Source organism: Acidovorax sp. sif1233 (assembly GCF_019218755.1).
In the GTDB taxonomy this organism is placed as follows: domain Bacteria; phylum Pseudomonadota; class Gammaproteobacteria; order Burkholderiales; family Burkholderiaceae_C; genus Acidovorax.
Window position 1 is genome coordinate 1381497 of record NZ_JAHUWZ010000001.1, and the last position, 24644, is coordinate 1406140.

Sequence of the window (24644 nt, forward strand, 5' to 3'; positions counted from 1 at the left end):
CCGGATTGTGCCCGCGCGGCCTAGCGCGGGGCCAGCGCGTGTTGCACGTCCGCGCGGCGCACGGGCAGGCGGGTGAATCGCACGCCGGTGGCGTCGCGCAGCGCGTTGGCGATGGCCCCCGCCCCCGCGACCATGGCGGTCTCGCCGGCGCCCGTCGGGGGCTCGCGGCTGTCCACCAGGTGCACGTGCAGCGGCGGCACGTCGCCCATGCGCGGCAGCGGATAGTCGGCGAAGGTGGCCGCCGCCACGCCCGAACGCGCCACGGGGACTTGCTCCAGCAGCACCATGCCCAGGCACCAGACGAGGTTGCCCTCGGTCTGGGCGCGCACGCCATCGGGCTGCAGGACGAGGCCGCAGTCGTGGGCGCACCAGATCGCGGTCACGCGCACCTCGCCCGTGCCCCGGTGCACCTCCACATCGGCCACGGCGGCGGCGTAGCTCAAGCCCTTGTAGATACCGCCCGCGATGCCGCGGCCGCGCAGCGTGGTGGCGTCGCTGCGGGGGCGTTCGCCCCAGCGCGCGTGGCTGGCGGCTTGCGCCAGCACGGCGCCAAGGCGCGTGTCCGAGGTGTGGCGCAGGCGCCAGTCCAGCGGGTCGGCCCCCGCGATGCGCGCGCATTCGTCCATGGCGCTTTCCACGGCCAGGGTGTTGGGCCCCGCGCCCAGGCCGCGCCAGGGGCCCGTGTGCACGGGCAGCCGGGCGGCGGTGAATTCGATGCGCTGCCGGGGCACGCCATACGGCAACTGCGCGCCGCGCGCCACGCCGCTGTCGCCCGCCAGGTCGGCCAGGCGTTGCATCCACACCGGCATGGCGGCGGGCGTGAACAGGATGTGGCTGCTGGCGAAGGCATGCCACCAGTGGGTCAGGCGCCCCTGGTGCACGCGGGCGCGGATGCGGTGGCTCGACGGCGGGCGCTGGAAGCCCTGGGCAAATTCCTGCGCGCGGCTCCATTGCACCTTGACCGGCGCGCCCGCCGCCTGGGCGAGCACGGCGGCTTCCAGCTCCACCGTGCACAGCGTGCGCCCGCCAAAGCCGCCACCCACGCGGCAGGCCTGCACCGCGATGCGCCCCGCCTCCAGGCCGAGCTGGCGGGCGAGCACGTCGCGGATGTAGAACATGTCCTGCGTCCCGGCCCATACGCGCAGCGCGGGGCCTTCGCCTTCCTGCGGCATCCACTGCGCGGTGGCGCTGCGGGGCTCGATGGGCGCGTGGGCGGCCAGCGGGATGTCCATGCGCAGGTCCAGCGTCCACAGGGTGTCCCCGGGCACGTCGTCCTGGCGCACGGCATGCTGCAGGCGGCCACGGCGCAGGTGCTGGTCGATGTCGATGCGCTCGTCGATGGCCGGCTGCCCGAAGGCGCCATCCACCTCCCACTGCACGGCCAGCGCGGCCTCGATGCGGTCGAGCGCGGCGGGCGTGCGCGCCACGATGCCCAGGCCCCGGCTGCCCATCTGCCGCAGGCGGGGGCTTTGCAGCACGGCCACGCAGGCGGGGTCGGCGCGCGCGGCGGCCTCGTCGAAGGACCGGGGGTGCGAGGTCAGCTCGGCCGACGCCGGTGCGCGCAGCACGCGTCCGTACAGCAGCCCGGGCAGGCGCGTGTCGCCCGCGAACAGGGGCTGGCCCGTGACGATGGCGTGCAGCTGGCCGGGGGCCGGGGCGGCGGGCGGCCGGGCGCCTGCGCGCGGCTGCAGGCTGCGCAGGGCGCTGGCAGGGATGTCGCGCGCGCCGAGCGTGCCCGTGGTCCGCCCCTGGGCCAGCGCCTCGCGCAGGGTGGCGCAGGCGCGTGCCAGCGGCAGGGCGAAATCCTGCACGCTGGCGCTGCCCACGGTGGCGCGCATGCGGGCGATGTCGGTGGTGGCGGGCAGCCGCAGGTGCACCTGCGCGGGCGGCACGCCCAGCTCCTGGGCCGCCAGGCCCTGCAGCGCGGCGCTGATCTGCTGGCCCATCTCGGTGCTGGGCAGCCACAGCGTGTAGCGGCCGCCTTCGTGGCGTATCCAGCCCAGGGCGTCATCGGCGGTGGAGGTGGGGCGCTGGGGGATCACCGGCACCAGCGAGCAGCCCGCCAGCGTGACCGTGAGCGCCCCGGCGCCAGCGGTGGCCAGAAACTGGCGGCGCTTCATGGCGCGGTGCCCTGGGCGGCCTGGTGGATGGCCGCCCGCACCCGGTGCTGGGTGCCGCAGCGGCACAGGTGGGCCGACATGGCGGCGTCGATCTGCGCATCGGTGGGCCGGGGCGTGGCGCGCAGCAGGGCCACCGCGCCCATGATCTGGCCGCTCTGGCAGTAGCCGCACTGGGGCACGCGCAGGTCCAGCCAGGCCTGTTGCACGGGGTGCAGCGTGCCGTCGCCCGCAGCCAGCCCTTCGACGGTGGTGACGGCGCGCCCCTGCAGCCCGCGTGCGGTGTGCAGGCAGGCGCGCTGCGCCACCCCGTCAATGAGCACCGTGCAGGCGCCACATTGGCCCACGCCGCAGCCAAAGCGGGTGCCGACCAGGCCCAGCGGCTCGCGCAGCAGCCAGAGCAGGGGTTCGTCCTCCCAGCCGGGCGGCACGGGCTGGTGTTGCTGGTTCAGGGTGATGTGCATGCGGGCCTCCGGTGGTGGTATGGAGGCCAGTGTGCAAAGGCAGGGGCGGCACGTCTTGAAGATCTGCGCCAGACGGACCGGTGCGGCAAGGGGCTCGCCACGCCAGGGATATGAATGAAAATGGCCGCTAGCGCTTATTCTTCAAGCGTTGGTAGCTATTATTTCGGGAGCATGGCATTCCACTGCGGCATGGTCTGCGCCCACCACAGGCGCAGGCGCATCGCCCATTGCGGCGTATAGCCCGAGGTGGCGAACCGCACCTGGCCCTGGGCGTCGATGACCACCAGCGCGGGCACGGCGCGCACGCCCCAGCTGCGCGAGAGCGTGCCCTGCGGGTCCACCGCCGTGGGCCAGGCCATGCCGCGTTGGCGCTGCACCTGCGCGACCCGCTCGGCATTGCCCGATTGCATGGCCACGCCCAGCAGGGGCCAGTCGGTGGACAGGCTGGCGATGCCGGGCTCTTCCAGCTTGCAGACCGCACACCATTCGGCCCAGAAATGCAGGGCCACGGCCTGGCCGGGGTGCTGCGCGCGCCATTGCGCCAGGGTGGTGCCGGCGGGCGGAGTGGTGGTGGCGCCGGTGGGGGTGGATGCCATCACCAGCAGTGCATCGGGCGCGGGCCCCCGGGGCAGATCGCGCGTGCGCCAGGTGTCCACCGCCACGACGGCGATCCACGCCAGCGCGAGGGTGGCCAGGTGCTGCTTCCAGCCAGTGCGCAGTGAGAACCATGCGCGGGCGAAGAAGGACCGGAGCATGGCGGGGCGATGCGCGGGCGAAGGACTGTGGATCAGCGCAGCACTTCCAGCAGGCGGTCCAGCCCGCCCTGGTTGATGGCCACCTTGGCCTGCGCACGCACGGCGGGCTTGGCGTGGTAGGCCACCGACAGGCCCGCGGCATCCATCATGGGCAGGTCGTTGGCGCCGTCGCCCACGGCGATGGCCTGGGATGGCGCAATGCCCATGAGCGAGGCCACTTCCAGCAGCGTGCGGCGTTTTTCCGCGCCGTCGCAGATGTCGCCCCAGGCCTGGTCCACCATGCGGCCGGTGAGCTGGCCGTTGTCCACCTCCAGCATGTTGGAGCGGGCGAAGTCGATGCCCAGCCCGGCCTTCACACGGTCGGCAAAGAAGGTGAAGCCGCCCGAGACCAGCAGCGTGGTCAGGCCCGCGGCCTTGGCGGCGGTGATCAGCTCCTGGGCGCCGGGGTTGAAGCGCAGGCGCTCGCTGAACACCTGCTCCATGTGCTGCACCGTCACGCCTTTGAGCAGGGCCACGCGCTGGCGCAGGCTTTCCTTGTAGTCGGTGATGATGCCCTGCATGGCGGCTTCGGTGATGGCGGCCACCTCGGCCTTGCGGCCGGCGGCATCGGCGATCTCGTCCACGCACTCGATGTTGATGAGGGTGGAGTCCATGTCGAACGCGATGAGTTTGTAGGCGGACAGGGACAGCGGGGGTTCGATGCCCTGGACAACAAGGCCGGGGGCGAATTCGGTGGCGTTTTTCATGGCGGGGCGCTCTTGGCAAATGCGGAGATCGGAACCCGCAATGGTATCGCCCGTGCCCCGGGGCTCGGGCGGAGGCGGGCAGGGCCGCATCGGCCCGGCGCCTGCTGGCGATGCCGGCGTGGAAAAACGGCAACGCTCCCCGCACAGCGGGCCGGAGCGCGCACGGCCGGGCGCATATGATTCCCGCACAACATGCAACGGAGGGAGGCAGGCGATGGCGATGCACAGGGGACGCAGGGCGGCTGGGCAGGCCGGCGCCGCACCGATCAACCGCAGGCAGGCCACGGCCGTGCTGCTGGCCGGTGCCGCCGCACCCTTCGCGGTGGCGGCCGCGCAAGATGCCGCGGCGCCCGCACCACAGGCCGCCCCCGCCGTGGCCCCATGGCCGGGCGACGACTGGGCCGAAAGCACGCCCGAGGCCCAGGGCATGGATTCCGCGGCGCTGGCCAGGCTCATCGGCTACGGCGCCGCGCAGGGCATGGACAGCCTGCTCGTCACGCGCCACGGCACCCTCGTGGCCGAAGCCTTCTACGCCCCCTACCGCGAGGGGCTCCAGCACGCCGTCAACTCCACCACCAAGGGCATCGTCGCCACGCTCACCGGCATGGCCATCCAGGACGGGCTGATCGCCTCGCGCGACGTGCCCGTGCTCGACTTCTTCGAAGGCCGCCAGGTCGCCAGCGCCGATGCCGCCAAGAAGGCCATGACCCTGGGCCACCTGCTGGACATGACCTCGGGCCTGCACTGGATCGAGCCGCTGAGCGACGCCGTGCCCGAGACCATGCTGCAGCTGGCCCGCGCGCGCGACTGGCAGGGCTTCGTGCTCGACCGGCCCATGGCCCAGGCGCCCGGCGCGGGCTTCAACTACAACAGCGGCAACACCCACCTGCTCTCGGCCATCCTCGCACACAAGACCGGCGGCAGCACCCTGGCCTATGCGCAAAAGCGCCTGTTCGGCCCCCTGGGCATCACCGACGTGCGCTGGCGCAAGGACCCGCAGGGCATCGAGGTGGGCGGCTGGGGCCTGTACCTGCACCCGCGCGACATGGCGCGCATCGGGTACCTCTACCTGCGCCGGGGCCAGTGGAACGGCCGCCAGCTGCTGCCCGCCGCCTGGGTGGAGCAGGTCTTCAATCCGGTGGTGGACATGGGTTTCGGCAGCGCCGCGCCTGCCTTCAGGTACGCCAACGGCTGGTGGAGCATCCCGTCCAGGCGCGCCTACTTCACGGCCGGCTTCAACCGCCAGCTCATCGTGGTGCTGCCCGACCTGGACGTGGTCGTGGCGGTCACGGGCCGGCGCAACTACCCGCTGCCTCCGTTCCTTGACCAGATCATTGCGGCGGCCCGCTCGCACGAGCCGCTGCCCGCCGACAGCGCCGCGCAGGAGCAGCTGGCCGCGCGCATCCGCGACGCCGGGGTGGAAAAGCCCAGCGCCAGCCCGGCCATCACCCCCGAGCTGGCCGCCACCGTCTCGCGCAAGGCCTGGGTGCTGGAGCGCAACCCCCTGGGCATCCAGCGCCTGGTGCTGGACCTGACCCCCGCCAATCCGCGCTATGAAGTCACGTTCGATCCCGGCCGTCCGGAGCTGCCGCGCGAGCCCGTGGCCGGCCCCCTGGGCCTGGACGGCCTGTACCGCACCGCCCCGCAGGGCCCCGACAGGGTCATCGCCATCAAGGGCCACTGGCTCGATGCGCAGAGCTTCCAGCTCATCTCGCGCTCGGTGGCCGATGGGGAGGTCACCGTCATCACGCTGAAATTCGAGGATGGCGGGAGGGCGGTGAACGTGGGGCTGGAGAACAACTGGGGGGTCAGGGGGCAGGTGCGGGGGCGGGCTGCCGGGTAGGGGCGGCATGTGCGAGTTCCCTGGGTAAATTTCCACTGCAGCCTTGGCCCGGTTTGGGACATGATGGACGCACACCCGTGTCAAGACGCCTGAACAGCCATTTTGACCAGAAGCCCATGACCCTCGCCCAGTCCGCAGCACCAGCGCCATCCAGCCCCCTGGGCCGCCTGCGCGGCCTCCAATCCATCGCCCGCGAAATGTCCGACGCCCCGGTCGAGATCCGCGGCCAGATTCCCCCATGGCTCATCGGCGGCAGCCTGCTGCTCAACGGCCCGGCGCTGTGGGACCTGCCGCACGGCAGCTACGAACACTGGTTCGATGGCCTGGCCATGCTGCACCGGGTACGGCTGGCCCCGGGGGACATGGGCGGGGCCAGTGCCACCTACCGCAGCCGCTACCTGCAGACCGACGACCTGCGCGAAAGCCTGGCGGCGCGCAAGCCGGCGCGTGCGGCCTTTGGCACGCCGGACCCGGCGGGCTTCTTCACGCGCTTGCGCCGCCTGCGCCACCCCAAGGTGACGGACAACGGGGCGGTGGTGATGGCGCGCATCGGCTCGCAATGGGTGGCGCAGACCGAGACGCCGCTGCTCACCAGCTTCGATCCCGACACGCTGGCCACCACGGGGCGCATCGTGTACGACGATGCCGAGGTGATCCACGTGATGTCGGCCCATGGCATGACGGACGCGCAGGGCGCCTACTGGAACGTGGGGCTGGAGGTGGGCCCCCAGTGCACCTACAAGCTGTTCAAGATCGTCCAGGGCAGCCGGCGGCGCGAGGTGCTGGCGCGCTGGTCCGTGCGCCAGGCCGGCTACCTGCATGCGTTTGCGATGACGCCCACCCATGCCATCGTGTGGCAGCCGGCCATGCGGCTCAACGCGATCAAGCTGGCGCTGTCGGGCAGGGGTTTCATCGACAGCTTTGCGTGGAACCAGTCCCTGGGCTCGCGCATCGACGCCATCTCGCTCATCGACGGCAGCGTGCGCAGCTGGGCCGTGCCGGCGATGACCGGTTTTCATGCCGTGCAGGCCTGGGACGAGCCCAGCCCCGACGGCCGTGGCGCACCCGTGCTGGTGCTGGACCTGTGCACCACCGATGGCCCCGAGATCTTCAGCGCCCTGCGTCTGGAGCGCCTGCGCGCCGGGGTGCCGGTGGGCGTGCAGCACCGCGTGCAGCGCTACCGGCTGGAGCCCGGCCGCAGCGATGCGCAGCCCCGGACGCTGGTGGAAGGCGCCAGCGTGGAGCTGCCCGCCGTGCATGGCGCCTACTGGGGCCGGAAGCAGTCCCGCCACGCCTGGTTCGCGGGCTTCGACCCCGAAGGCAAGGCCCCCATGTTCGACCGCACCGTGAAGCTGGACCTGGACGGCGGCCGCATCGCCGGCACTTGGCAGCGCGAGGCCGCCGTGCAGATGGAGCCCCTGTTCGTGGACCGCCCCGGCTCCAGCGCCGAGGACGACGGCGTGCTGCTGGTGCCCACGCTGGCCGAGGACGACACCGGCACGGTGATCGGCGTGGTCGACCCGGCCAGCATGCACTGCCTGGCCACGCTGCGCCTGCCGCAGGTGGTGCCGTTCGGCTTCCATGCGGCGTGGAAGCGGGCCTGAGATGAGCGTCTTCACCTGCACCGCAACCGCACCGCGCCGGTAGCCGCGGTGCGCCCGGCGGTTTGTGCCTTGCCCTGGGCCCGCCTTGCCGAGCCAGGTGGCCGGCGCTAGAACAGGTCCTGCTGGGCCGAGGTCAGGTGGGAGAAACTCTCGCCCAGCGGCTGCAGGATGGCGTCCGCGATCGGCTGGATCTGCTTGGTGAGGTAGTGCCCGTAGTCGATGGGGGAACGGCGCGCCTCCAGCGGCTCAGGCCCGTTGCGGGTCATGACGTAGCGGATCCAGCCGCCGCTCTGGTACTGCTGGGGCCGGCCCCTGCGGGCGTTGTATTCGTCGGCCATGCGGGCGGCACGCACCTGTGGCGGGACGTTGGCCACGTAGGCGTCCAGGCGGTGGCGCAGGCGCTTGCGGTAGACGAGCAGGTCGTCCTTGCCGCCGGCCAGGGTGGCCTGCGCGTAGCCGGCCACGAAGTCCCGGTAGGGCATGCCCTGGAACACGCGCGAGAGCAGCCCTTCCTGGAACTGCCGGGCCAGGGGCGTCCAGTCGCTGCGGGCCATCTCCAGGCCGCGGTAGACCATCTCCTCCTTGCCCTCCACGTCCACGCTCAGGCCGGCGTAGCGCTTCTTGCTGCCCACGTCCGATCCGCGGATGGTGGGCATGAAGAACTTCCTGTAGTGCGTGTCGAACTCGATCTCGAGGTAGTTCTCAAGGCCCTGCTCTTCGCGCAGGGTGCGCGTCCACCAGGCGTTGATGTCCTTGACCAGTCCGGCGGCCACGGCGTGCGCCTCGGCGTTGGTGTGGGTGCGCCTGAGCCAGATGAAGATGGAGTCGGTATCGCCGTAGATGGCCTCGTAGCCGCGTTGCTCCACGAAGTCGCGGGTGGCTTTCACCATCGCATGGCCGCGCAGGGTGATCGCCGAGATCACCTGCGGGTTGAAGAAGCGGCATTCCGACGCACCGAGCACGCCGGCGAACGAGTTCATCACCAGCTTCAGCGCCTGGGACAGGGGCTCGTTCTTCGCGCGCTTGGCCTCGTCGCGCGCGCGCCAGAGGGTGGTGACGATCTCCGGCAGGCAGTGCCTGTCGCGCGAGAAGCGCGTGCCCAGCGGGCCCCGGATCAGCGGCGCCGCATCGCTGGCGTGCAGGCCCTCCACATACCCCACCGGGTCGACGAGGAAGGTGCGGATGATCGAGGGGTACAGACTCTTGTAGTCCAGCACCACCACGGAGTCGTAGAAGCCGGGCCGGGAGTCCATCACATAGCCGCCGGGCGAGGACTTGCCCTGGATCTCGCCCACATTCGGGGCCACGTACCCCAGGCGGTGCATGCGCGGCAGGTAGTGGTGGCTGAACGCGGCGATGGAGCCGCCGAAGTGGTCCATCTGCAGGCCGGTGGTGTGGGCCCGCTCCATCACGAACTGCAGCAGCCGGGCCTTCTCGAAGATGCGCAGCACCAGCTCGCAGTCGCGGATGTTGTAGGTGGCCAGCGCGGGCTTGTCGTGCTGGTAGCGCCGCTCGATCTCGGCCATCTTGTCGTACTCGTCCCCGATCTCCTTGCCCTCGCCCAGCAGCTGCTGCGAGACGTTTTCGAGGCTGAACGACGCAAAGCTCCACACGGCCGCACGCAGCGCCTCGATGCCGTCGATGACCACCCGCCCGGGCATGGGCGCGAAGAGGTAGCCCTGCTTGCCCGGGTGCGTGCGCCAGGCAATGGGCCGGCGCTCGCGGCCCGGCAGCAGCGGCGTGGCGCACTCGTCGGCGGTCTTTTGCAGCACATGCAGGTCGAACTGGATCACGTTCCAGCCGATGACCACGTCCGGGTCGTTGCGCTCGAACCAGTCGTTGAGCTGCTCGATCATCGCTTGGCGGGTGGGGCAGTAGATGAGCGCAAAGCCCGGTTGCTCCGTGGATGCGGAGGGCGGCTCGCCCAGCATGTACACCACGCGCTCGGCCATGCCGTCGAGCGCGATGGAGTACAGCGCCTGGTGCTGGCTGGTCTCGATGTCCAGCGACACGACCTTCAGCGCGGGCCGGTAGCCGGGCGCGGGCGCCAGCCTGCAGTCCACGCGGGCGCCGTTCTCGGTGCACCCGCCTTCCACTTGCACACCGGCGGTGATGAAGCGTTCCATCAGGTAGCGCTCGTGCGGGCGCACGTCGGCTTCGAGCAGGGAGATGCCCAGCTGCTGCAGCGAGCGCGCCAGGCGCCCCAGCTGGCGATAGTGCCTGGCGTAGACCCCGATCACGGGCTCTTGCTGAAAGCTCCTGAGCTCAAGCCCGCGCAGTTCCACACCCGGCAGGGCCAGGAGCTGCGCGTCCACCGTGCCCTGGTGCCGCGCCTCGACGAAGGCCACCGAGGTCTGGCCGGTCAGCAGCACCTTCAGCGGCCCGGCATCCGTCGCCAGCCAGTACTCGATCTCGGTGCCCGCCGGTGTGTCCCGCCAGTGGCGCGTGAGGATGAAGCCCTTCATGGGGATGGAGGCCACGGGCAGGCAGAAGGCACGCAAGGGGGTGGGAAGATCGTCGGGGTGCTGATTCTCGCCGAAGCAGCGGGCGGATGCCGTTGCCCCGCTACGCTCACACGGTGTGGCGCTGGCGCATTGATTCACCGGCCCGGAGTGGGGCCTTTGCCGGCGATGCCCGGCGCTACGATGGCAGCCCCTGCAAGCACGGAGCATTCCGATGTTCAGTTTCCTGGTCGATATTGTTGTTGGCTTTTTCGAGTTCGTGGTCGACGTGCTGCTGTTCCGGTCCCAGCGCGACAGGCGCGGAAGCCGGGAGCGCAGCGTGGCCGAGGACACGCTGGCGGTGGCGCACTTCGACTTCGTGACGCTGGTGCTGATCTCGCTGGTGAGTGCGGGCCTGATGCTGCTGCTGGCCTTCGCAGTCGGTGTCCCGGTGGGCTGGAGCGTGGCCATCGGCCTGGCCGTGGGCGTGGCCTGGGGGCTGTGGCGCTATGCCCGGTTGCTGCGCGAGCCCTGACCGTACCGCCGCGTTGACGGGGTTGCCGAAGCCCGGCAGGTCCGCAGAGTGCCAGATCCATGGGTGTGGGGCGATTTTTCGGGGATGGTGCAGGCCTTTCGGGGCGGGAGGTCCGCCAGGGCGGCGGCCTACTGCGGGACCAGCCCCGCCGCCTTCACCAGCTCGGCATGGACCTTGATCTCCTGCGTGATCGCGTCCTTGAGCTGCTGGCCGGTGCCCGGCGCCACTTCCATGCCGCTGGCGGCGAGCTTGGCCTTGGTGTCAGGGTCGGCCAGGGCGGCGTGGGCGGCGCGCTGCAGCCGGTCGATGACGGGCTGGGGCGTCTTGGCCGGTGCCAGCAGGCCCACCCAGGCCGAGAGGTTCATCTCCGGCGCGCCCGCTTCGGCCATGGTGGGCGTCTGCGGCAGGGTGGCGGTGCGCTGCGAAGCCATCAGGCCCAGCGCATGCAGCTTGCCCGACTGGATGTGCGGCAGCGCCTCGGGCAGCACGGCGAACAGCATGTCCACCGTGCCGGCCAGGGCATCGTTGATGGCCGGGGCGCCGCCCTTGTAGGGCACGTGCAGCAGGTCGGTTTTGGTGCGGGTGGTGAACATCAGCCCCGCCAGGTGCTGCGGGCTGCCGTCGCCCGACGAGGCGTAGGTCAGCTTGCCCGGCGCGGCCTTGGCGGCGGCCAGCACGGCGGCCACGGTGGGGAATTTCTGCTTGTCCTTGACCACCAGCACCATGGGCTGGTTCACGAACTTGGTGACGGGCACGAAGTCGGCTTCGGGGTCGTAGGGCAGGGTCTTGAAGATGCTCTTGTTGGTGGTGAGGAAAGACGCCGGCGAGACCATCAGCGTGTAGCCATCGGGCGCGGCGCGCGAGACCAGCGGCGTGCCGATCTGCCCGGATGCGCCGGCCTTGTTGTCCACCACGAAGGGCTGGCCCAGCTCGGCCGCCATCTTCTGCGTGACCACGCGCGCGATCATGTCGGCACTGCCGCCCGCGGGAAGCGCCACGATGACCTTGACGGGGCGGTCGGGGTAGGTGCCCTGGGCCCAGGCAGAGGCTGCGCAATACAGCGAAAGAACGGTACAGGCCAGGGCCGGGGCAAGACGTCGAAATTGCATGGAACAGCTCCCAAGGGTGGACGGACAGCACGCCAGGCGAGCCCCCGCGGGCGCGGGTGGGCATTGCCTTTTCGCAGGTATACCGCGTGTTCCGTTCTCAAGCAATTCCTGCACCAGACCTCCCTGCACGCCAGGAAGAGGCCCCTCGAAGCGCCCGTTTGCTCTTTTTTTGATAGCTGCTTGCGCTGAATGAAAAAGCGCTTCAGCCCTTTTTCTGATGCAGGTACAGATCGTCCGACCAGGTGGCCAGCCATTCGGGCTTGAACGCCACGAACACCGCGCACAGCATGCCGGTGACCACCGCGTCGCCCCAGGCCATCAGCCAGCGCGCCACGAGCGAGAGCTGGTCGCCCACACCGGGCAGCGTGTGGCCGCTCCATTGCGACAGGGTGCCCGCCACGAACAGGCACAGCGCAGTGCCCAGAAACCCCCGGCCCAGCACATAGACGAAGGCGCGCACGCCCGCGAGCGATCGGGCCCCCGCCAGGCGGCGCAGCGCCACGCCCAGCAGCAGCGCCAGCGTGGCGGGCACCACGCCCTGCCACACGGCGATGCCCAGCGCATCCCATCCGCCCAGGCCGGGCGAGACCCACGCAGCGATGGCGCCCACCGCCAGCAGCGTCGGCACGGCCAGCGGCCAACCCAGCATGAGCAGTACCAGGCACGCGCCCGACCACTGCAGTTGCAGCGGCATCTGGTGCAGCGTGGGCAGGGCCCAGACCCAGGGCAGCAGGACGAGCGTGGCCAGCAGCGGCGTCCACAGCGGGGCGGGGGCGCCGTGCCCTGCCTCATGCGCCAGGGGCTTTCGGCTGGCCAGCAGCCGCCAGGGCCGGGCGGCCAGCGCGGCAACCAGGGCGATCAGGGCCAGGGCGGCTTCCATTTCTAAATTACTATTGTTTTGATAGCTTCTGGCGCTTGATGGATAAGCGCTGGAGGCCCATTCGAATCATGTCTGCACGCGCTAGGCCACCACCGGCTGCCCCAGCGAGCGCAGGATGTCGCGCACCATCTGGGCGCGGTCCTTCGGGTCCTTCAGCTCGCGCTCGATGCGCAGCTTCTCGTTGCCTGCCAGCTTGATGTGCTTGTTCTTCTGGATCAGCTCGATGATGCGCATCGGGTCGATGGGCGGCTGGGGCTTGAAGGTGATGTGGATCACACCCGGGGCGGCATCCACCTTCACCACGCCGTAGGGCTGGCTCAGCACGCGCAGGCGGTGCACGTCGATGAGGGTCTGGGCCTGCGGCGGCAGTTTTCCGAAGCGGTCCACGATCTCTTCGAGCAGCCCGTCGATCTGGTCGGGGTTCTTGGCCGTGGCCAGCTTCTTGTAGAACGACAGGCGCAGGTGCACGTCGCCGCAGTAGTCGTCGGGCAGCAGGGCGGGGGCGTGCAGGTTGATGTCGGTGGTGACGCTCAGGGGGCTGAGCAGGTCCGGCTCCTTGCCGGCCTTGAGTGCCTTGACGGCTTCGTTCAGCATCTCGTTGTACAGCTGGAAACCCACCTCCAGCATGTTGCCGCTCTGGTTCTCGCCCAGCACCTCGCCGGCGCCGCGGATCTCCAGGTCGTGCATGGCCAGGTAGAAGCCGCTGCCCAGTTCCTCCATCTGCTGGATGGCATCCAGGCGCTGGGCGGCGTGCTTGGTCAGGCCCTCGGTGTCGGGCACCATGAGGTAGGCATACGCCTGGTGGTGGCTGCGGCCCACGCGCCCGCGCAGCTGGTGCAGCTGCGCCAGGCCGAACTTGTCGGCGCGGCTCATGATGATGGTGTTGGCCGTGGGCACGTCGATGCCGGTCTCGATGATGGTCGAGCACAGGAGGATGTTGTAGCGCTGGGCCACGAAGTCGCGCATCACGCGCTCCAGTTCGCGCTCGGGCATCTGGCCGTGGGCCACCGCGATGCGGGCTTCGGGCAATATCTCTTCGAGCTTCTGGCGGCGGTTCTCGATGGTCTCCACCTCGTTGTGCAGAAAGTAGACCTGCCCGCCGCGCTTGAGTTCGCGCAGCACCGCCTCGCGGATCACGCCCGTGCCCTCGTTGCGCACGAAGGTCTTGATCGCCAGGCGCCGCTGCGGCGCGGTGGCGATGACCGACAGGTCGCGCAGCCCTTCGAGCGCCATGCCCAGCGTGCGCGGGATGGGTGTGGCCGTGAGGGTGAGCACGTCCACCTCGGCGCGCAGGGCCTTCATCTGCTCCTTGTGGCGCACGCCGAAGCGGTGCTCCTCGTCGATGATCAAGAGGCCCAGGTTGTGGAACTTGGTGGATTCGCTCAATAGCTTGTGCGTCCCGACCACGATGTCCACCGTGCCGTCGCCGATGCCCTTGATGGCGGCGGTGATCTCCTTGCCCGAGCGGAAGCGCGACACCTCGGCCACCTTCACTGGCCACTTGCTGAAGCGGTCCACCAGCGTCTGGTAGTGCTGCTCGGCCAGCAAGGTGGTGGGCGCAAGAAAGGCCACCTGCTTGCCGCCCGTGACGGCCACGAAGGCCGCGCGCAGGGCCACCTCGGTCTTGCCGAAGCCCACGTCGCCGCAGACCAGGCGGTCCATGGGGCGGGGGCTGATCATGTCCTGGATCACCGCGTGGATGGCGGCGTTCTGGTCGGCCGTCTCCTCGAAGCCGAAGTCGTTGGCAAAGGTCTCGTAGTCCTGCGGGCTGTAGCGGAAGGCATGGCCCTCGCGCGCGGCGCGGCGGGCGTAGATGTTGAGCAGCTCGGCCGCGCTGTCGCGCACCTGCTCGGCGGCCTTGCGCTTGGCCTTTTCCCATTGGCCGCTGCCCAGCTTGTGCAGCGGCGCCTCGTCGGCACTCACGCCGGTGTAGCGGCTGATCAGCTGCAGCTGGCTCACGGGCACGTAGAGCACGGCCTTGTCGGCGTACTCCAGGTGCAGGAACTCCTGCATGGCGGGCGTGCCGTCGGGGTTCTTGTTGCCCACGTCCATGTTGACCAGGCCGCGGTAGCGGCCGATGCCGTGCGCGCTGTGCACCACGGGGTCGCCCACGTTGAGCTCGGCCAGGTCCTTGATCAGCGCCTCGACGTCGCTCACCTGCTCCTGCTTCTTGCGCCGGCGCGTGGTGGGGCCGGCGGCGAACAGCTCGGTCTCGGTGACGAAGTCGATGCCGTCCTCGACCCAGCTGAAGCCCACCGTGAGGCCGGCCGTGGCAATGCCCACCTTTTCGTCGGCCGTGCCCTGGAACTCGGCCAGCGAGTCGAAGGCCGGCGGGTTCACCCCGCTGGCGCGCAGAAAGTCGAGCAGGCTCTCGCGCCGGCCGGCGCTTTCGGCCAGCAGCAGCACGCGGTGCTGGGTGTTGCGGATGTGGGCGTGCAGGCGGGCCAGCGGGTCCTCGGCCCCGCGCACCACCGACAGGTCGCCGAGCTTGTGGAAGTGCGGGTTGTCATCCACGTCCTCAACGCCGGGGCGGATGGACAACTGCGCATGCTCCTTGGCGCGCGTGTAGAACTGGTCGGCCGAGAGGAACAGCGCCTCGGGCGGCAGCACGGGGCGCTCGGGGTCGCCCTGCACCAGGCGAAAGCGGTCTTTCGTGTCCTGCCAGAAGCGCTGGAAGGCGGGCTCCAGGTCGCCGTGCAGCACCACGGTGGCTTCGCCGCCCAGGTAGTCGAACACGGTGGCCGTCTCGTCGAAGAACAGCGGCAGGTAGTACTCGATGCCGGCCGTGGCCACGCCGGCGCCCATGTCCTTGTAGATGCGGCTCTTGGTCGGGTCGCCCTCGAGCATCTCGCGCCAGCGGCTGCGGAACTTGGCGCGCGCCTCATCGTCCATGGGGAACTCGCGGCCGGGCAAGAGGCGCACCTCGGGCACGGGGTACAGGCTGCGCTGGCTGTCGGGGTCGAAGGTGCGGATGCTGTCGATCTCGTCGTCGAACAGGTCCACCCGGTACGGCACCAGCGAGCCCATGGGGAACAGGTCGATCAGCCCGCCGCGCACCGCGTACTCGCCCGGGCTCACCACCTGCGAGACGTGGCTGTAGCCCGCCAGCGTGAGCTGGGCCTTGAACTTTGCCTCGTCGAGCTTTTGCTTGACCTTGAAATGGAAGGTGTAGCCCGCCAGGAAGGACGGCGGCGCCAGGCGGTACAGCGCCGTGGTGGCGGGCACCAGCACCACGTCGGCCCCGGTGTCCTTGTCCTTCTGGCTGATGCGCCAGAGGGTGGCCAGCCGCTCGCTGATCAGGTCCTGGTGCGGCGAGAAGGTGTCGTAGGGCAGCGTCTCCCAGTCCGGGAACAGCGCGCAGCGCAGCGTGGGCGCGAAGAACGCCATTTCCTCGATGAGGCGCTGCGCATCGGTGGCATCGGCCGTGACGATGGCGGTGGTGCGGCCGGCGGCCTTGTCGCGCTCGGCCAGGCGGGCCAGCAGCAGCGAATCGGCGCTGCCCACGGGGCGGGGCAGGGTGAAGCGTTTTCCGGGGGAGAGTTTGGGCAGTTCCATGCGCGCTGTGTCGTCTGGGCCCACGGCATCCCCTGGCGCACAAAACGCACGCAGGCCGCACGGGTGGGCAACCGGAGATTCTAGAATGGGCGGGCCATGACTGCTGTGCTGTTGCCAACACCCCTCGTTCCCTTGTCCGCCCACGGACGTTTCTGGGCGCTGGTGCCCTGCGCGGGAACGGGGTCGCGCGCCGTGGCGGCCCCGCCTGCGGCAATGGTGCCGGCCCCGGGCCTGTCTGCCGGGTCCACGCTGGGGGTCTTTTCCGCGTCCGAGGCGGCGGCACCACCCGTCGCTGCATTGCCCAAGCAATACCACCTGGTGGCAGGTCATCCCATGGTGCTGCACACGCTGGCGGCCTTTGCCGGGGTGGGCCGGCTGCTGGGCACGCTGGTGGCCGTGGCGCCGGGCGACCGTTTCCTGGATGCGCATGCGCACCCGGCGTACTTCGCGGTCGAATGCGGCGGCCCCACGCGCGCCGATACGGTGCTGGGCGGCCTGCGGGCGCTGCTCGCGCGGGGCGCGCAGCGGGATGACTGGGTGCTGGTGCACGATGCGGCGCGCTGCCTGGTCACCACGGCGCAGATCGACCACCTGATCGATGTGTGCGCGCAGGACAGCGTGGGCGGCCTGCTCGCACACCAGCTGGCCGACACGCTCAAGACCTCGATCGACGGCCCCGGGGGCGTGCGCGTGGCCTCCACCGTGGACCGCAGCAACAAGTGGCTGGCGCAGACGCCGCAGATGTTCCGCATAGGCCCCCTGATGGACGCGCTCGACAAGGTGGGATCGAACGTGACCGACGAGGCCAGCGCCATGGAAGCCATGGGCCTGCACCCGCGCCTGGTGCCCGGCGGCGCGCAGAACTTCAAGGTCACCTACCCCGACGATTTCGCGCTGGCCGAGGCCGTGCTGGCGCAGCGCGGCCACGGCACCACGCTGGCCCGCTTTGGTGGCGAACGCGGGCAGGGGGCGACCGAGACGGGGCGCAAGACGATTTTCTGAGCCTGCCCGCGCAAGGGCAGGACGACCATGAGCCCCTGGCGGGCAGAAGGCGAACGAACGGATGAACTTCAGGATTGGAGAAGGCTGGGATGTGCACGCACTGGTGCCCGGGCGGCCGCTGGTGATTGGCGGGGTGACCATCGAGCACACCCTGGGCCTGCTGGGCCATTCCGATGCCGACGTGCTGCTGCACGCCATTACCGATGCGATCCTGGGGGCCGCGGGCCTGGGGGACATCGGCCGCCATTTTCCCGATACCGATGCGCAGTTCCGGGGCGCCGATTCGGCCGTGCTGCTGGCCGAGGCCGCGCGCCGCGTGCGCGCCGCGGGCTACGCCATCGGCAATGTGGACAGCACGGTGGTGGCCCAGGCGCCTCGCCTGGCGGCCCACATTCCCGGCATGTGCCAGTGCATTGCGAAGGCCCTGGGGGTCGACCCCGGCCAGGTCAACGTGAAAGCCAAGACCGCCGAGCGCCTGGGGCCCGTGGGGCAAGGCCTGGCGATGGAGGCACGGGCCACCGCCCTGATTTTCAAGGCCTGACCCTCTGCGGCGGCAGCGCGTCCTGGGGCGCGCTTCGTCAGGCGCTTTCGCGCCCGATGATCGCGAAGCCGATGTCCACCACCGGTTCGGCCACGGGGCGGCCCTCGGCGCGGTCCGCGATCAGTCGGGCAGCCGTCTGGCCCATGCGCGTGCCGTCGATGCGCACGGTGGAGAGGCTGGGGCTCACGGTCTGCGCGAAATCGATGTCGCCAAAACCCATCACGGCCAGTTGTTCCGGCACGGACATGCCGCGCACGCGGGCTTCGGTCAGCACGCCCAGGGCCAGCATGTCGGAGCTGCAGAACACGGCGTCGATGTCGGGGTGCCCGGCGAGCAGCGCGGCCAGGCCGTCGCGCCCGTCGGCATGCGTGGTGGGTGACTTGCCCAGACGCACGGCAGGCGCGCGCAGGCCCAGGCGCTCGGCGGCGGATTCGAAGCCCCGTGCGCGGCGTGCGGCGCGCTCGTCGCCGCCACTGAGCAGTGCCAGGCGGCGCCGGCCTCTGGAGTACAGATGCTCGCACACGGCAGCGCCCAGCTGTTCGTGCCGCAGCCCCACCAGCATGTCGATGGGCGTGGAGGTGAAATCCCAGGTCTCCACGATGGGGATGCCCGATGCCATGAGCATGCGGCGCCCTTCGGGCGAATGCATGATGCCGGTGACCACGATGCCGTCCGGACGCCGGCCGACGATGGCGCGCAGCAGCTCGTCCTCGCGCGAGTGTGCATAGCCGACCTGGCCCACCATCACCTGGAACCCTCGCAGCTCCAGCGCATCGGTGAGCGCCTGCACCATCTCGCCGAACAGCGGCCCCGTGAGCGTGGGCACCAGCGCGGTGACCACATGGCTGCGCGCCGATCGCAGGCCCCCGGCGACCAGGTTGGGCACGTAGCCCATGCTGGAGACGGCCTCCTGTACGCGCACCCGCGTCGCCTCCGACACCTGGTGCGGTGTGTTGATGGCGCGCGAGACGGTGATCATCGAGACCCCGGCCCGCTCGGCCACCTCGCGCAGCGTGACCGAAGGACGGTCGCGGGTGGCGGGCGCAAGGGAGGGGGAGGGCGGGGAGGCTGGCATGCGGGGAAGTCTATAAGAACCTGTTCAGTCTCCTTGGGGAGTCGCACAAGTGCTTTGCCGGGATGGGATGCCAGGCGCGGTGCGCAGCCGATGGCCCGTGCTATCGGCAAGCGCCGCAACGCCGCAGACCGCCCGGCAAGGCTGTTGCCCTTCTGTTTGGAGTGAAATCGGGCGATTGGACGCCCAGGCTGCCTGCATGGGCATGAGCCCACGCGGCGCACCCGACGCGCCACTCATCCCGATTGCCCTCCGATGCGACCTCCAAAAAGAGACTGAGCCGGTTCTGAGACCCGTCGCGGCGGATGGCAGGCGAGGCGGCCAAATGTCATTGCATCGACAGTCACGGACGGCGTCCATGCCTAGCATGCCGCCATGACCTGTTCGCCCCCATGCACATCCCCAGCCGCGCCAGCGGCAAGCCGGGTTTCCGCCGCCCCCACCTCCCTACCAGAGCTGCGGCAGGCGGTGGACTGGGCCATCGTCTCGCGGCGCAGCATCCGCGCATTCCTGCCCACGCCGGTCTCCCGCGAAGAGGTGCATTCCATCCTCGACGTGGCGCGCCATGCGGCCTCGGGCATGAACACGCAGCCCTGGCGCGTGCACGTGCTCACGGGGGCCGCGAAGGAGCGGCTGAGCACCGCCATCGCCGCCGTGGATAACGATGAGGATGGGGCTGCGACCCTCACCGAGCCCTACCACTACTACCCGCTCGAATGGGTATCGCCCTATGTCAACCGGCGCCGCAAGGTGGGATGGGACCTGTATGGCCTGCTCGGCATCGCCCGGGGCGACAAGGCGCGCATGCATGCCCAGCACGGCCGCAACTACCGCTTCTTCGATGCGCCCGTGGGGCTGATCTTCACGGTGAACCGGGTGATGCAGGCCGGCAGCCTGATGGACTACGGCATGTTCCTGCAGAGCGTGATGGTGGCGACCCGCGCGCGCGGGCTCGACACCTGCCCGCAGGTGGCGTTCACCAAATTCCACCAAGTCATTGCCGCCGAGCTGGGCATCCCCGATACCGAGATGGTGGTCTGCGGCATGAGCCTGGGCCACGCCGACCCGGCGGGCATCGAGAACACGCTGGTGACGGAGCGCGAGAGCGTCGAGTCGTTCACCACCTACCACCCATGAACGCGCAAAACAGGAGACCAGCATGAGCCAAGCAACCCACCACAGCCCCTACCAGCACGGCCTGGAACGCACCCCCGCCAACCACCTGCCGCTCACGCCGCTGGGCTTTCTGGACCGCAGCGCGCAGGTGCATCCCGAAGGCACTGCCGTGGTGCATGCGGGCAGCACGCAGACCTGGGCACAGACGCGCGAGCGCGCCTACCGCTTGGCCAGCGCACTGGCACAACGCGGCGTGCAGCGCGGCGACACCGTGGCCATCCTGGCGCCCAACACGCCCGCGATGCTGGAGGCGCACCTGGGCATCCCCCTGTGCGGTGCGGTCATCAACGCCGTCAACTGCCGGCTCGACGCCGAGGCCATCCGCTTCATCCTGCGCCACGGCGAGGCGCGCGTGCTGCTGGTGGACCGCGAATTTTCGGCGCTCGCGGCCCGGGCCGTCGAGGGCCTGGCGCAGCAGCCGCTGGTGGTCGCCATCCACGATGCGGGCCTGCCCGAGCAGCCGGCCCTTGGTGAGCTCGACTACGAAGCCCTGCTGGCCGAGGGTGATCCGGCCTTCGAAGGCCTGTGGCCCGAGGACGAGTGGGACCCGATCGCACTGAACTACACCTCGGGCACCACTGGCGACCCCAAGGGCGTGGTGCCCAGCCACCGCGGGGCCTACCTCATGAGCCTGTTGCAAATGACCGACTGGGCGATGCCGCGCCGCCCGGTGTATCTGTGGACGCTGCCCATGTTCCACGCCAACGGCTGGTGCTTCACCTGGGCTGTCACGGCGGCGGCGGGCACGCATGTGTGCCTGCGCAAGGTCACGGCCAAGGCCATCTTCGAGGCCATTGCCGAGCACGGTGTGGACCATTTCTGTGCCGCGCCCACCGTGCTGGCCATGCTGGCGAATGCACCGGCGCACGAGCGCATCGCGCTGCCGCGCCCGGTGCGCGTGCTCACAGCGGGCTCGCCGCCGCCGGCCGCCATCCTGCAGGCGATTGCCGCGATGGGCTTCGATGTGGACCATGTGTACGGCATCACCGAAGTCTCGGGCACGCCGGTGAGCTGCGTGCGCCAGCCCGGCTGGGCGGCCCTGCCCGAAGCCGGGCGTGCCCGGCTGCAGGCGCGCCAGGGCGTGCGCGCCGCGGCGCTGGAGCACCTGCGCGTGCTCGACCCCGACACGCTGGAGCCCGTGCCGGCGGACGGTGTGACGGCTGGCGAAATCATGATCCGGGGCAACACCGTGATGAAGGGCTACCTCAAGAACCCCGGCGCCACGGCCAAGGCCTTTGCCGGCGGCTGGTTCCACACCGGCGACATCGCGGTGCTGCACCCCGACGGCTATGTGCAGATCACCGACCGCTCCAAGGACGTGATCATCTCGGGCGGCGAGAACATCTCCTCGGTGGAGGTGGAAGACGTGCTGCACCGCCACCCCGCCGTGCTGCTGGCCGCCGTGGTGGCCCAGCCCGACGAACGCTGGGGCGAGGTGCCCTGCGCCTTCGTGGAGCTCAAGCCCGATGCCGCAGGCAGCGTCAGTGCCGAGGAGCTGATCGAGTTCTGCCGCAGCCATCTGGCGCGCTTCAAGTGCCCGCGCCAGGTCGTGTTCGAGGTCTTACCCAAGACCGCCACCGGCAAGATCCAGAAGTTCCGCCTGCGCGAGATCGCGGGCAGCCGCGAGGCCATCACCAAGCTGGCACAGATTCAGGCAGAGCCCGCAGGCTGAGCATTCAGCCTTCGCGGGCAATCGACTGCAGCACCTGCAGGTCGATCACCTCGATGGAGCCATAGCCCAGGCGGATCGCACCCCGGTCCTGCAGTTCCTGCAATGCCCGGTTGGCCACCTGGCGCGACACGCCGGACAGGCGCCCCAGTTCCTCCTGCGACAGCGTGATGCGCCGCGCGGTGTTGGGGAACAGCGCATCGTTGAACAAGCCCGACAGGCTGTAGGCCACCTGCGCCGTGGTGTCGCCCAGCCGGTCGGTCTGCACCTGCGCCACGTAGTGCGCCAGGCGCGCGTTGAGCTGCCCGATCAGCCACAGCGCAAAAGGGTGGCTCCCTTGCAGCAGCCGCAGGAACTCGCTGCGCGGCAGCAGGGCCACCACGCTGTCGGTCAGCGCCGTCACGGCGTAGGGACGGGGCTCGTCCTTGAGCACCGAGCCCTCGCCGAACCAGGCGCCCGAGGGCACGCCCGCGAAGGTGCTGGTGCGGCCTTCGGCGGTGATGTTGTCCAGCTTGAGCATGCCTTCCATCACCCCGGCCCAATGCGCGGTGGGCGTGCCCTTCGAGAACACCGCGCCGCCTGCAGGGTAGCTGCGCACCGTGATCGCCCGGCGCACGCGTGCGGCCTCCTCGGCGGTGAGGGCGGACGTCCAGGGCGACTGGGCAAGGAAGAGGTCGAGGGGATCTGTGGTCATGGTGGCGTGGAAACAGGCACCGCCAGATTCTGCGGGAGATCACGCTCCGCGCCAATGGGGCCGGCCCGAAGGTTCAGGCGATGCCCGTCACATGGTCGCGCAGCAGCGGCACATGCACGATCAGCGAGCCCTTGTTGGGCTCGATGCGCACGATGCCCCGGGGCTTGAACACGCTGAGCGCCACATTCACCCGCTGGCGCGAGAGCCCGCAGATCAGGGCCAGTTCCTGCTGCGAGATCAGCAGCTCCTGCACCGCCTCGCCCTGGCTGTCGGCCAGCATCAGAAGGGCCCGGGCCACCCGCGTCTCGGGCCCGCGCAGGCGCGATGCCTCCAGCATGCCCACGAACACCCCCATGCGCGCGTTCATGATGTCGCAGATCACGTGGTTGAACGCGATGGACGACTGGCGCAGCGTTTCGAAGGTCTCCACCGGCACCAGGCACAGGTGGGCCGGCGTGAGCGAGCGCAGGTCGTACTGGCGCAGTTCCTTTTTGAGCAGCGAGCCCTCGCCGCCCCATTCGCCCTCGCGCAAACAATACAGCGTGGTTTCGGCACCGTCCGACGCCACCACGTACATCTGCAGGAAGCCGCGCACCAGCCCGTACCAGTGGGTGCAGGGTTGCCCCCGGTGGGCCACCAGCTCGCCGGGGACGGTGATCCGCTCGCTCGCGGTGCGCAGGACCACGGCTTGCAACTCGGGCGACAGCACGCGGTACCAGGCCGACGACTCCAGGAAGTCCACCAGGCCGGTGCCTGCGGGGGCATGTGCTGCCCTTTTCCCGCGTGAGGGCACGGGCGTTTCAAGCGGGCTCGATGGGGTGCGAGAAGGCATGGCTTGAGTCCCTGGGTGGTCAGAGCTTGCAGTATCGGTCAGGGGGATAGCTTGAACGCGCGGCGCGCGTTGCCCGCCAGGTACAGGGCTCTCGTCTCTGCGTCCAGGCCCAGGGCATCGAGCCCAGCCAGGCATTCTGCCGGTGTGAGCATGGGGTAGTTGGTGCCGAACAGCACCTTGTGCCGGCCCGGGCCGCGCAGGTAGGCGACCAGTTCTGGCGGGAAGCGCGAGGCCTTGTAGGCCGATGTGTCCACATAGACGTTGGGATGTTTCATCATCAGCGAGACCATCTCGTTCACCCATGGGAAACCGATGTGTCCGCCCACGATGCGCAGGTCCGGGAATTCATGTGCCACGTGGTCCAGGTACGGCATCGGCCGGCCCGGCTCGGAAGGGCGCATGGGGCCTGCATGCCCGACCTGCAGGCAGAAGCTGACGTCCAGTTCCACGCATTCCGCATACAGGGGGTAGTAGCGGCGATCGTCGGGCGGCAGGCCCCAGAGCCAGGGCAGCACGCGCACGCCCTTGAAGCCGAACTGCCGCACGCAGCGGCGCAGTTCGCGCACGGCGTCCATGGGCCGGTGGAGATCGACCGAGGCGATGCCCACCACCTGGCCGGGATGCGCCTGCGTGGCCGCTGCCACCTCGTCGTTGGTGATCATCGGCCCGGCAGGCCCCCACCAGGCGCTGGCCAGGACGCGCTGGACGCCCTGGGCGCGGAAGGTCGCCAGCGCTTCATCGTGCGTGATGCCGGGGTTTTCCTGCGCCAGGGAGCACCAGTGGGTGGGCCAGCGGCGCAATGAATCGAACATGGAGTCCAGCAGGTAAGGCCGGTTCGGCAATTGCATCCAGGCATCGATGATTTCAGGCATTGGTGGTGCTCCCCGGCGTGGTGCTGGTTGGGTTGAAATGGTCGTCGAAGCCTTGCAGGCTGGGCATGGGCAGCACAGGCCGGGTGCCCAGGGCCTGGAGTTCGTTCCACAGGCGCATGAGCATGCCGGCCCGCGTGGCATCGTCCACATAAGGCACGTGGTGCGCAAAGAAGGGTTCGTAGACGGAGAACCCCGCATACCCCAGCGTGCCCTGCAGCAGGTGGCGCATCATTCCAGTGAGCTCGCCGTGCAGGGCGCCGGTGCCGAACATGTGCTCGCGCCCGCCCAGGGCGGCCACCACCAGCGCATGTTTGCCCACCATGCCACCCCGGTCGTACACCCGCCGTCCCCCGTAGAACACGCCGGACAGGAACACCCGGTCTATCCAGCCCTTCATCTGCGCCGGCACCGAGAACCAGAACACCGGGAAGACGAGCACCAGCAGGTCTGCGTCTACCACTGCCCGGACCTCGTTCGCGATCTCGGGGGCGAGGCTGCCATGCTCCCACGCGTGCCGCTGCTCCAGCGGGTACACCAGGTGTCCGGGGCTTGCCCGTTCGCCGAAATCCGTGGCACTGGCCACGGCGCCAAAGCCCGCCGCATGCAGGTCGGTCGCGCTGGTTTGCCAGCCTGCGTTGGCCAATGCCGCCTGGGTGGTGTCGCGCATGGCCGCGACGAAAGAACGAGGTTCGGGGTGGGTATAGACGATGTGGGCACGCGGCATGGGGCTCGCTTTC

Annotated in this window: 20 protein-coding genes; 7 read left to right on the forward strand and 13 right to left on the reverse strand. The window is 69.9% G+C overall.

The genetic code is table 11. The annotated features are described in order from the left end of the window. Positions 1 to 20: 20 nt before the first annotated feature. From KW843_RS06330 to serB, 4 genes are all read right to left on the reverse strand, one after another. Positions 21 to 2120 carry a xanthine dehydrogenase family protein molybdopterin-binding subunit gene (locus tag KW843_RS06330; protein ID WP_218294201.1) on the reverse strand — a complete coding sequence of 700 codons (2100 nt, stop codon included), beginning with the start codon at positions 2118 to 2120 and terminating at the stop codon, positions 21 to 23. Further along, positions 2117 to 2581: a (2Fe-2S)-binding protein gene (locus KW843_RS06335; protein WP_218294202.1), complete on the reverse strand. Its 465-nt coding sequence runs from the start codon at positions 2579 to 2581 to the stop codon at positions 2117 to 2119. The genes KW843_RS06330 and KW843_RS06335 overlap by 4 nt, the downstream gene beginning before the upstream one ends. Positions 2582 to 2739: 158 nt before the next feature. Beyond that, positions 2740 to 3336 carry a redoxin domain-containing protein gene (locus KW843_RS06340; protein WP_218294203.1) on the reverse strand — a complete coding sequence of 199 codons (597 nt, stop codon included), beginning with the start codon at positions 3334 to 3336 and terminating at the stop codon, positions 2740 to 2742. A 32-nt stretch (positions 3337 to 3368) separates the two neighbouring features. After that, entirely contained in the window at positions 3369 to 4082 is a 714-nt protein-coding gene (serB, locus tag KW843_RS06345; RefSeq protein ID WP_218294204.1) for a phosphoserine phosphatase SerB, read from the reverse strand. Positions 4083 to 4296: 214 nt separating this feature from the next. Here serB and KW843_RS06350 point away from each other — a divergent pair, with 214 nt between their 5' ends. After that, positions 4297 to 5925, forward strand: a complete 1629-nt coding sequence (locus KW843_RS06350) for a serine hydrolase (RefSeq protein WP_255594565.1) — start codon at positions 4297 to 4299, stop codon at positions 5923 to 5925. A 116-nt stretch (positions 5926 to 6041) separates the two neighbouring features. Then, a complete protein-coding gene (locus tag KW843_RS06355) occupies positions 6042 to 7529 on the forward strand; it encodes a carotenoid oxygenase family protein (RefSeq protein ID WP_218294205.1) in 1488 nt (495 codons plus the stop codon). A 107-nt stretch (positions 7530 to 7636) separates the two neighbouring features. Here KW843_RS06355 and KW843_RS06360 read toward each other — a convergent pair whose 3' ends face one another. Continuing rightward, complete coding sequence (locus KW843_RS06360; RefSeq protein WP_218294479.1) at positions 7637 to 9994, reverse strand: DNA polymerase II; 2358 nt, start codon at positions 9992 to 9994, stop codon at positions 7637 to 7639. 211 nt (positions 9995 to 10205) lie between these two features. Between KW843_RS06360 and KW843_RS06365 the strand changes: the two genes are divergently transcribed. Beyond that, positions 10206 to 10505, forward strand: coding sequence for a hypothetical protein (locus KW843_RS06365; RefSeq protein ID WP_218294206.1), 300 nt, complete (start codon positions 10206 to 10208; stop codon positions 10503 to 10505). A 128-nt stretch (positions 10506 to 10633) separates the two neighbouring features. Here the strand turns inward: KW843_RS06365 and KW843_RS06370 are convergent, their stop codons facing one another. From KW843_RS06370 to mfd, 3 genes are all read right to left on the reverse strand, one after another. Continuing rightward, positions 10634 to 11614: a tripartite tricarboxylate transporter substrate binding protein gene (locus KW843_RS06370; RefSeq protein ID WP_218294207.1), complete on the reverse strand. Its 981-nt coding sequence runs from the start codon at positions 11612 to 11614 to the stop codon at positions 10634 to 10636. A gap of 202 nt (positions 11615 to 11816) precedes the next feature. Beyond that, positions 11817 to 12494 carry a hypothetical protein gene (locus KW843_RS06375; protein WP_218294208.1) on the reverse strand — a complete coding sequence of 226 codons (678 nt, stop codon included), beginning with the start codon at positions 12492 to 12494 and terminating at the stop codon, positions 11817 to 11819. An 81-nt stretch (positions 12495 to 12575) separates the two neighbouring features. Next, a complete protein-coding gene (gene mfd / locus KW843_RS06380; RefSeq protein ID WP_218294209.1) occupies positions 12576 to 16049 on the reverse strand; it encodes a transcription-repair coupling factor in 3474 nt (1157 codons plus the stop codon). 96 nt (positions 16050 to 16145) lie between these two features. Between mfd and KW843_RS06385 the strand changes: the two genes are divergently transcribed. Together KW843_RS06385 and ispF are read left to right on the forward strand one after the other, a co-directional pair. Further along, the gene (locus tag KW843_RS06385) at positions 16146 to 17051 is read left to right on the forward strand and encodes a 2-C-methyl-D-erythritol 4-phosphate cytidylyltransferase (RefSeq protein WP_218294210.1); all 906 of its coding nucleotides are present in this window, start codon (positions 16146 to 16148) and stop codon (positions 17049 to 17051) included. Between the two features lie 61 nt (positions 17052 to 17112). Then, positions 17113 to 17592: a 2-C-methyl-D-erythritol 2,4-cyclodiphosphate synthase gene (gene ispF, locus KW843_RS06390; protein WP_218294211.1), complete on the forward strand. Its 480-nt coding sequence runs from the start codon at positions 17113 to 17115 to the stop codon at positions 17590 to 17592. Positions 17593 to 17629: 37 nt separating this feature from the next. Here ispF and KW843_RS06395 read toward each other — a convergent pair whose 3' ends face one another. Next, positions 17630 to 18667 (reverse strand): LacI family DNA-binding transcriptional regulator, encoded by a 1038-nt coding sequence (locus KW843_RS06395; RefSeq protein ID WP_218294212.1) that lies wholly within the window; start codon positions 18665 to 18667, stop codon positions 17630 to 17632. A gap of 372 nt (positions 18668 to 19039) precedes the next feature. Here KW843_RS06395 and KW843_RS06400 point away from each other — a divergent pair, with 372 nt between their 5' ends. Next, a complete protein-coding gene (locus KW843_RS06400; protein WP_218294213.1) occupies positions 19040 to 19801 on the forward strand; it encodes a nitroreductase in 762 nt (253 codons plus the stop codon). A 22-nt stretch (positions 19802 to 19823) separates the two neighbouring features. Continuing rightward, positions 19824 to 21512 (forward strand): acyl-CoA synthetase, encoded by a 1689-nt coding sequence (locus KW843_RS06405; RefSeq protein ID WP_218294214.1) that lies wholly within the window; start codon positions 19824 to 19826, stop codon positions 21510 to 21512. Positions 21513 to 21516: 4 nt separating this feature from the next. Here KW843_RS06405 and KW843_RS06410 read toward each other — a convergent pair whose 3' ends face one another. The 4 genes from KW843_RS06410 to KW843_RS06425 form a co-directional block, all read right to left on the reverse strand. After that, complete coding sequence (locus tag KW843_RS06410; RefSeq protein WP_218294215.1) at positions 21517 to 22203, reverse strand: Crp/Fnr family transcriptional regulator; 687 nt, start codon at positions 22201 to 22203, stop codon at positions 21517 to 21519. Between the two features lie 73 nt (positions 22204 to 22276). Next, positions 22277 to 23035 (reverse strand): Crp/Fnr family transcriptional regulator, encoded by a 759-nt coding sequence (locus KW843_RS06415; protein ID WP_218294216.1) that lies wholly within the window; start codon positions 23033 to 23035, stop codon positions 22277 to 22279. 38 nt (positions 23036 to 23073) lie between these two features. Further along, positions 23074 to 23907 (reverse strand): amidohydrolase family protein, encoded by an 834-nt coding sequence (locus KW843_RS06420; protein ID WP_218294217.1) that lies wholly within the window; start codon positions 23905 to 23907, stop codon positions 23074 to 23076. Next, the gene (locus tag KW843_RS06425; protein ID WP_218294218.1) at positions 23900 to 24631 is read right to left on the reverse strand and encodes an NAD(P)H-dependent oxidoreductase; all 732 of its coding nucleotides are present in this window, start codon (positions 24629 to 24631) and stop codon (positions 23900 to 23902) included. Before KW843_RS06425 ends, KW843_RS06420 begins: the two co-directional genes overlap by 8 nt. Positions 24632 to 24644: the final 13 nt, after the last annotated feature.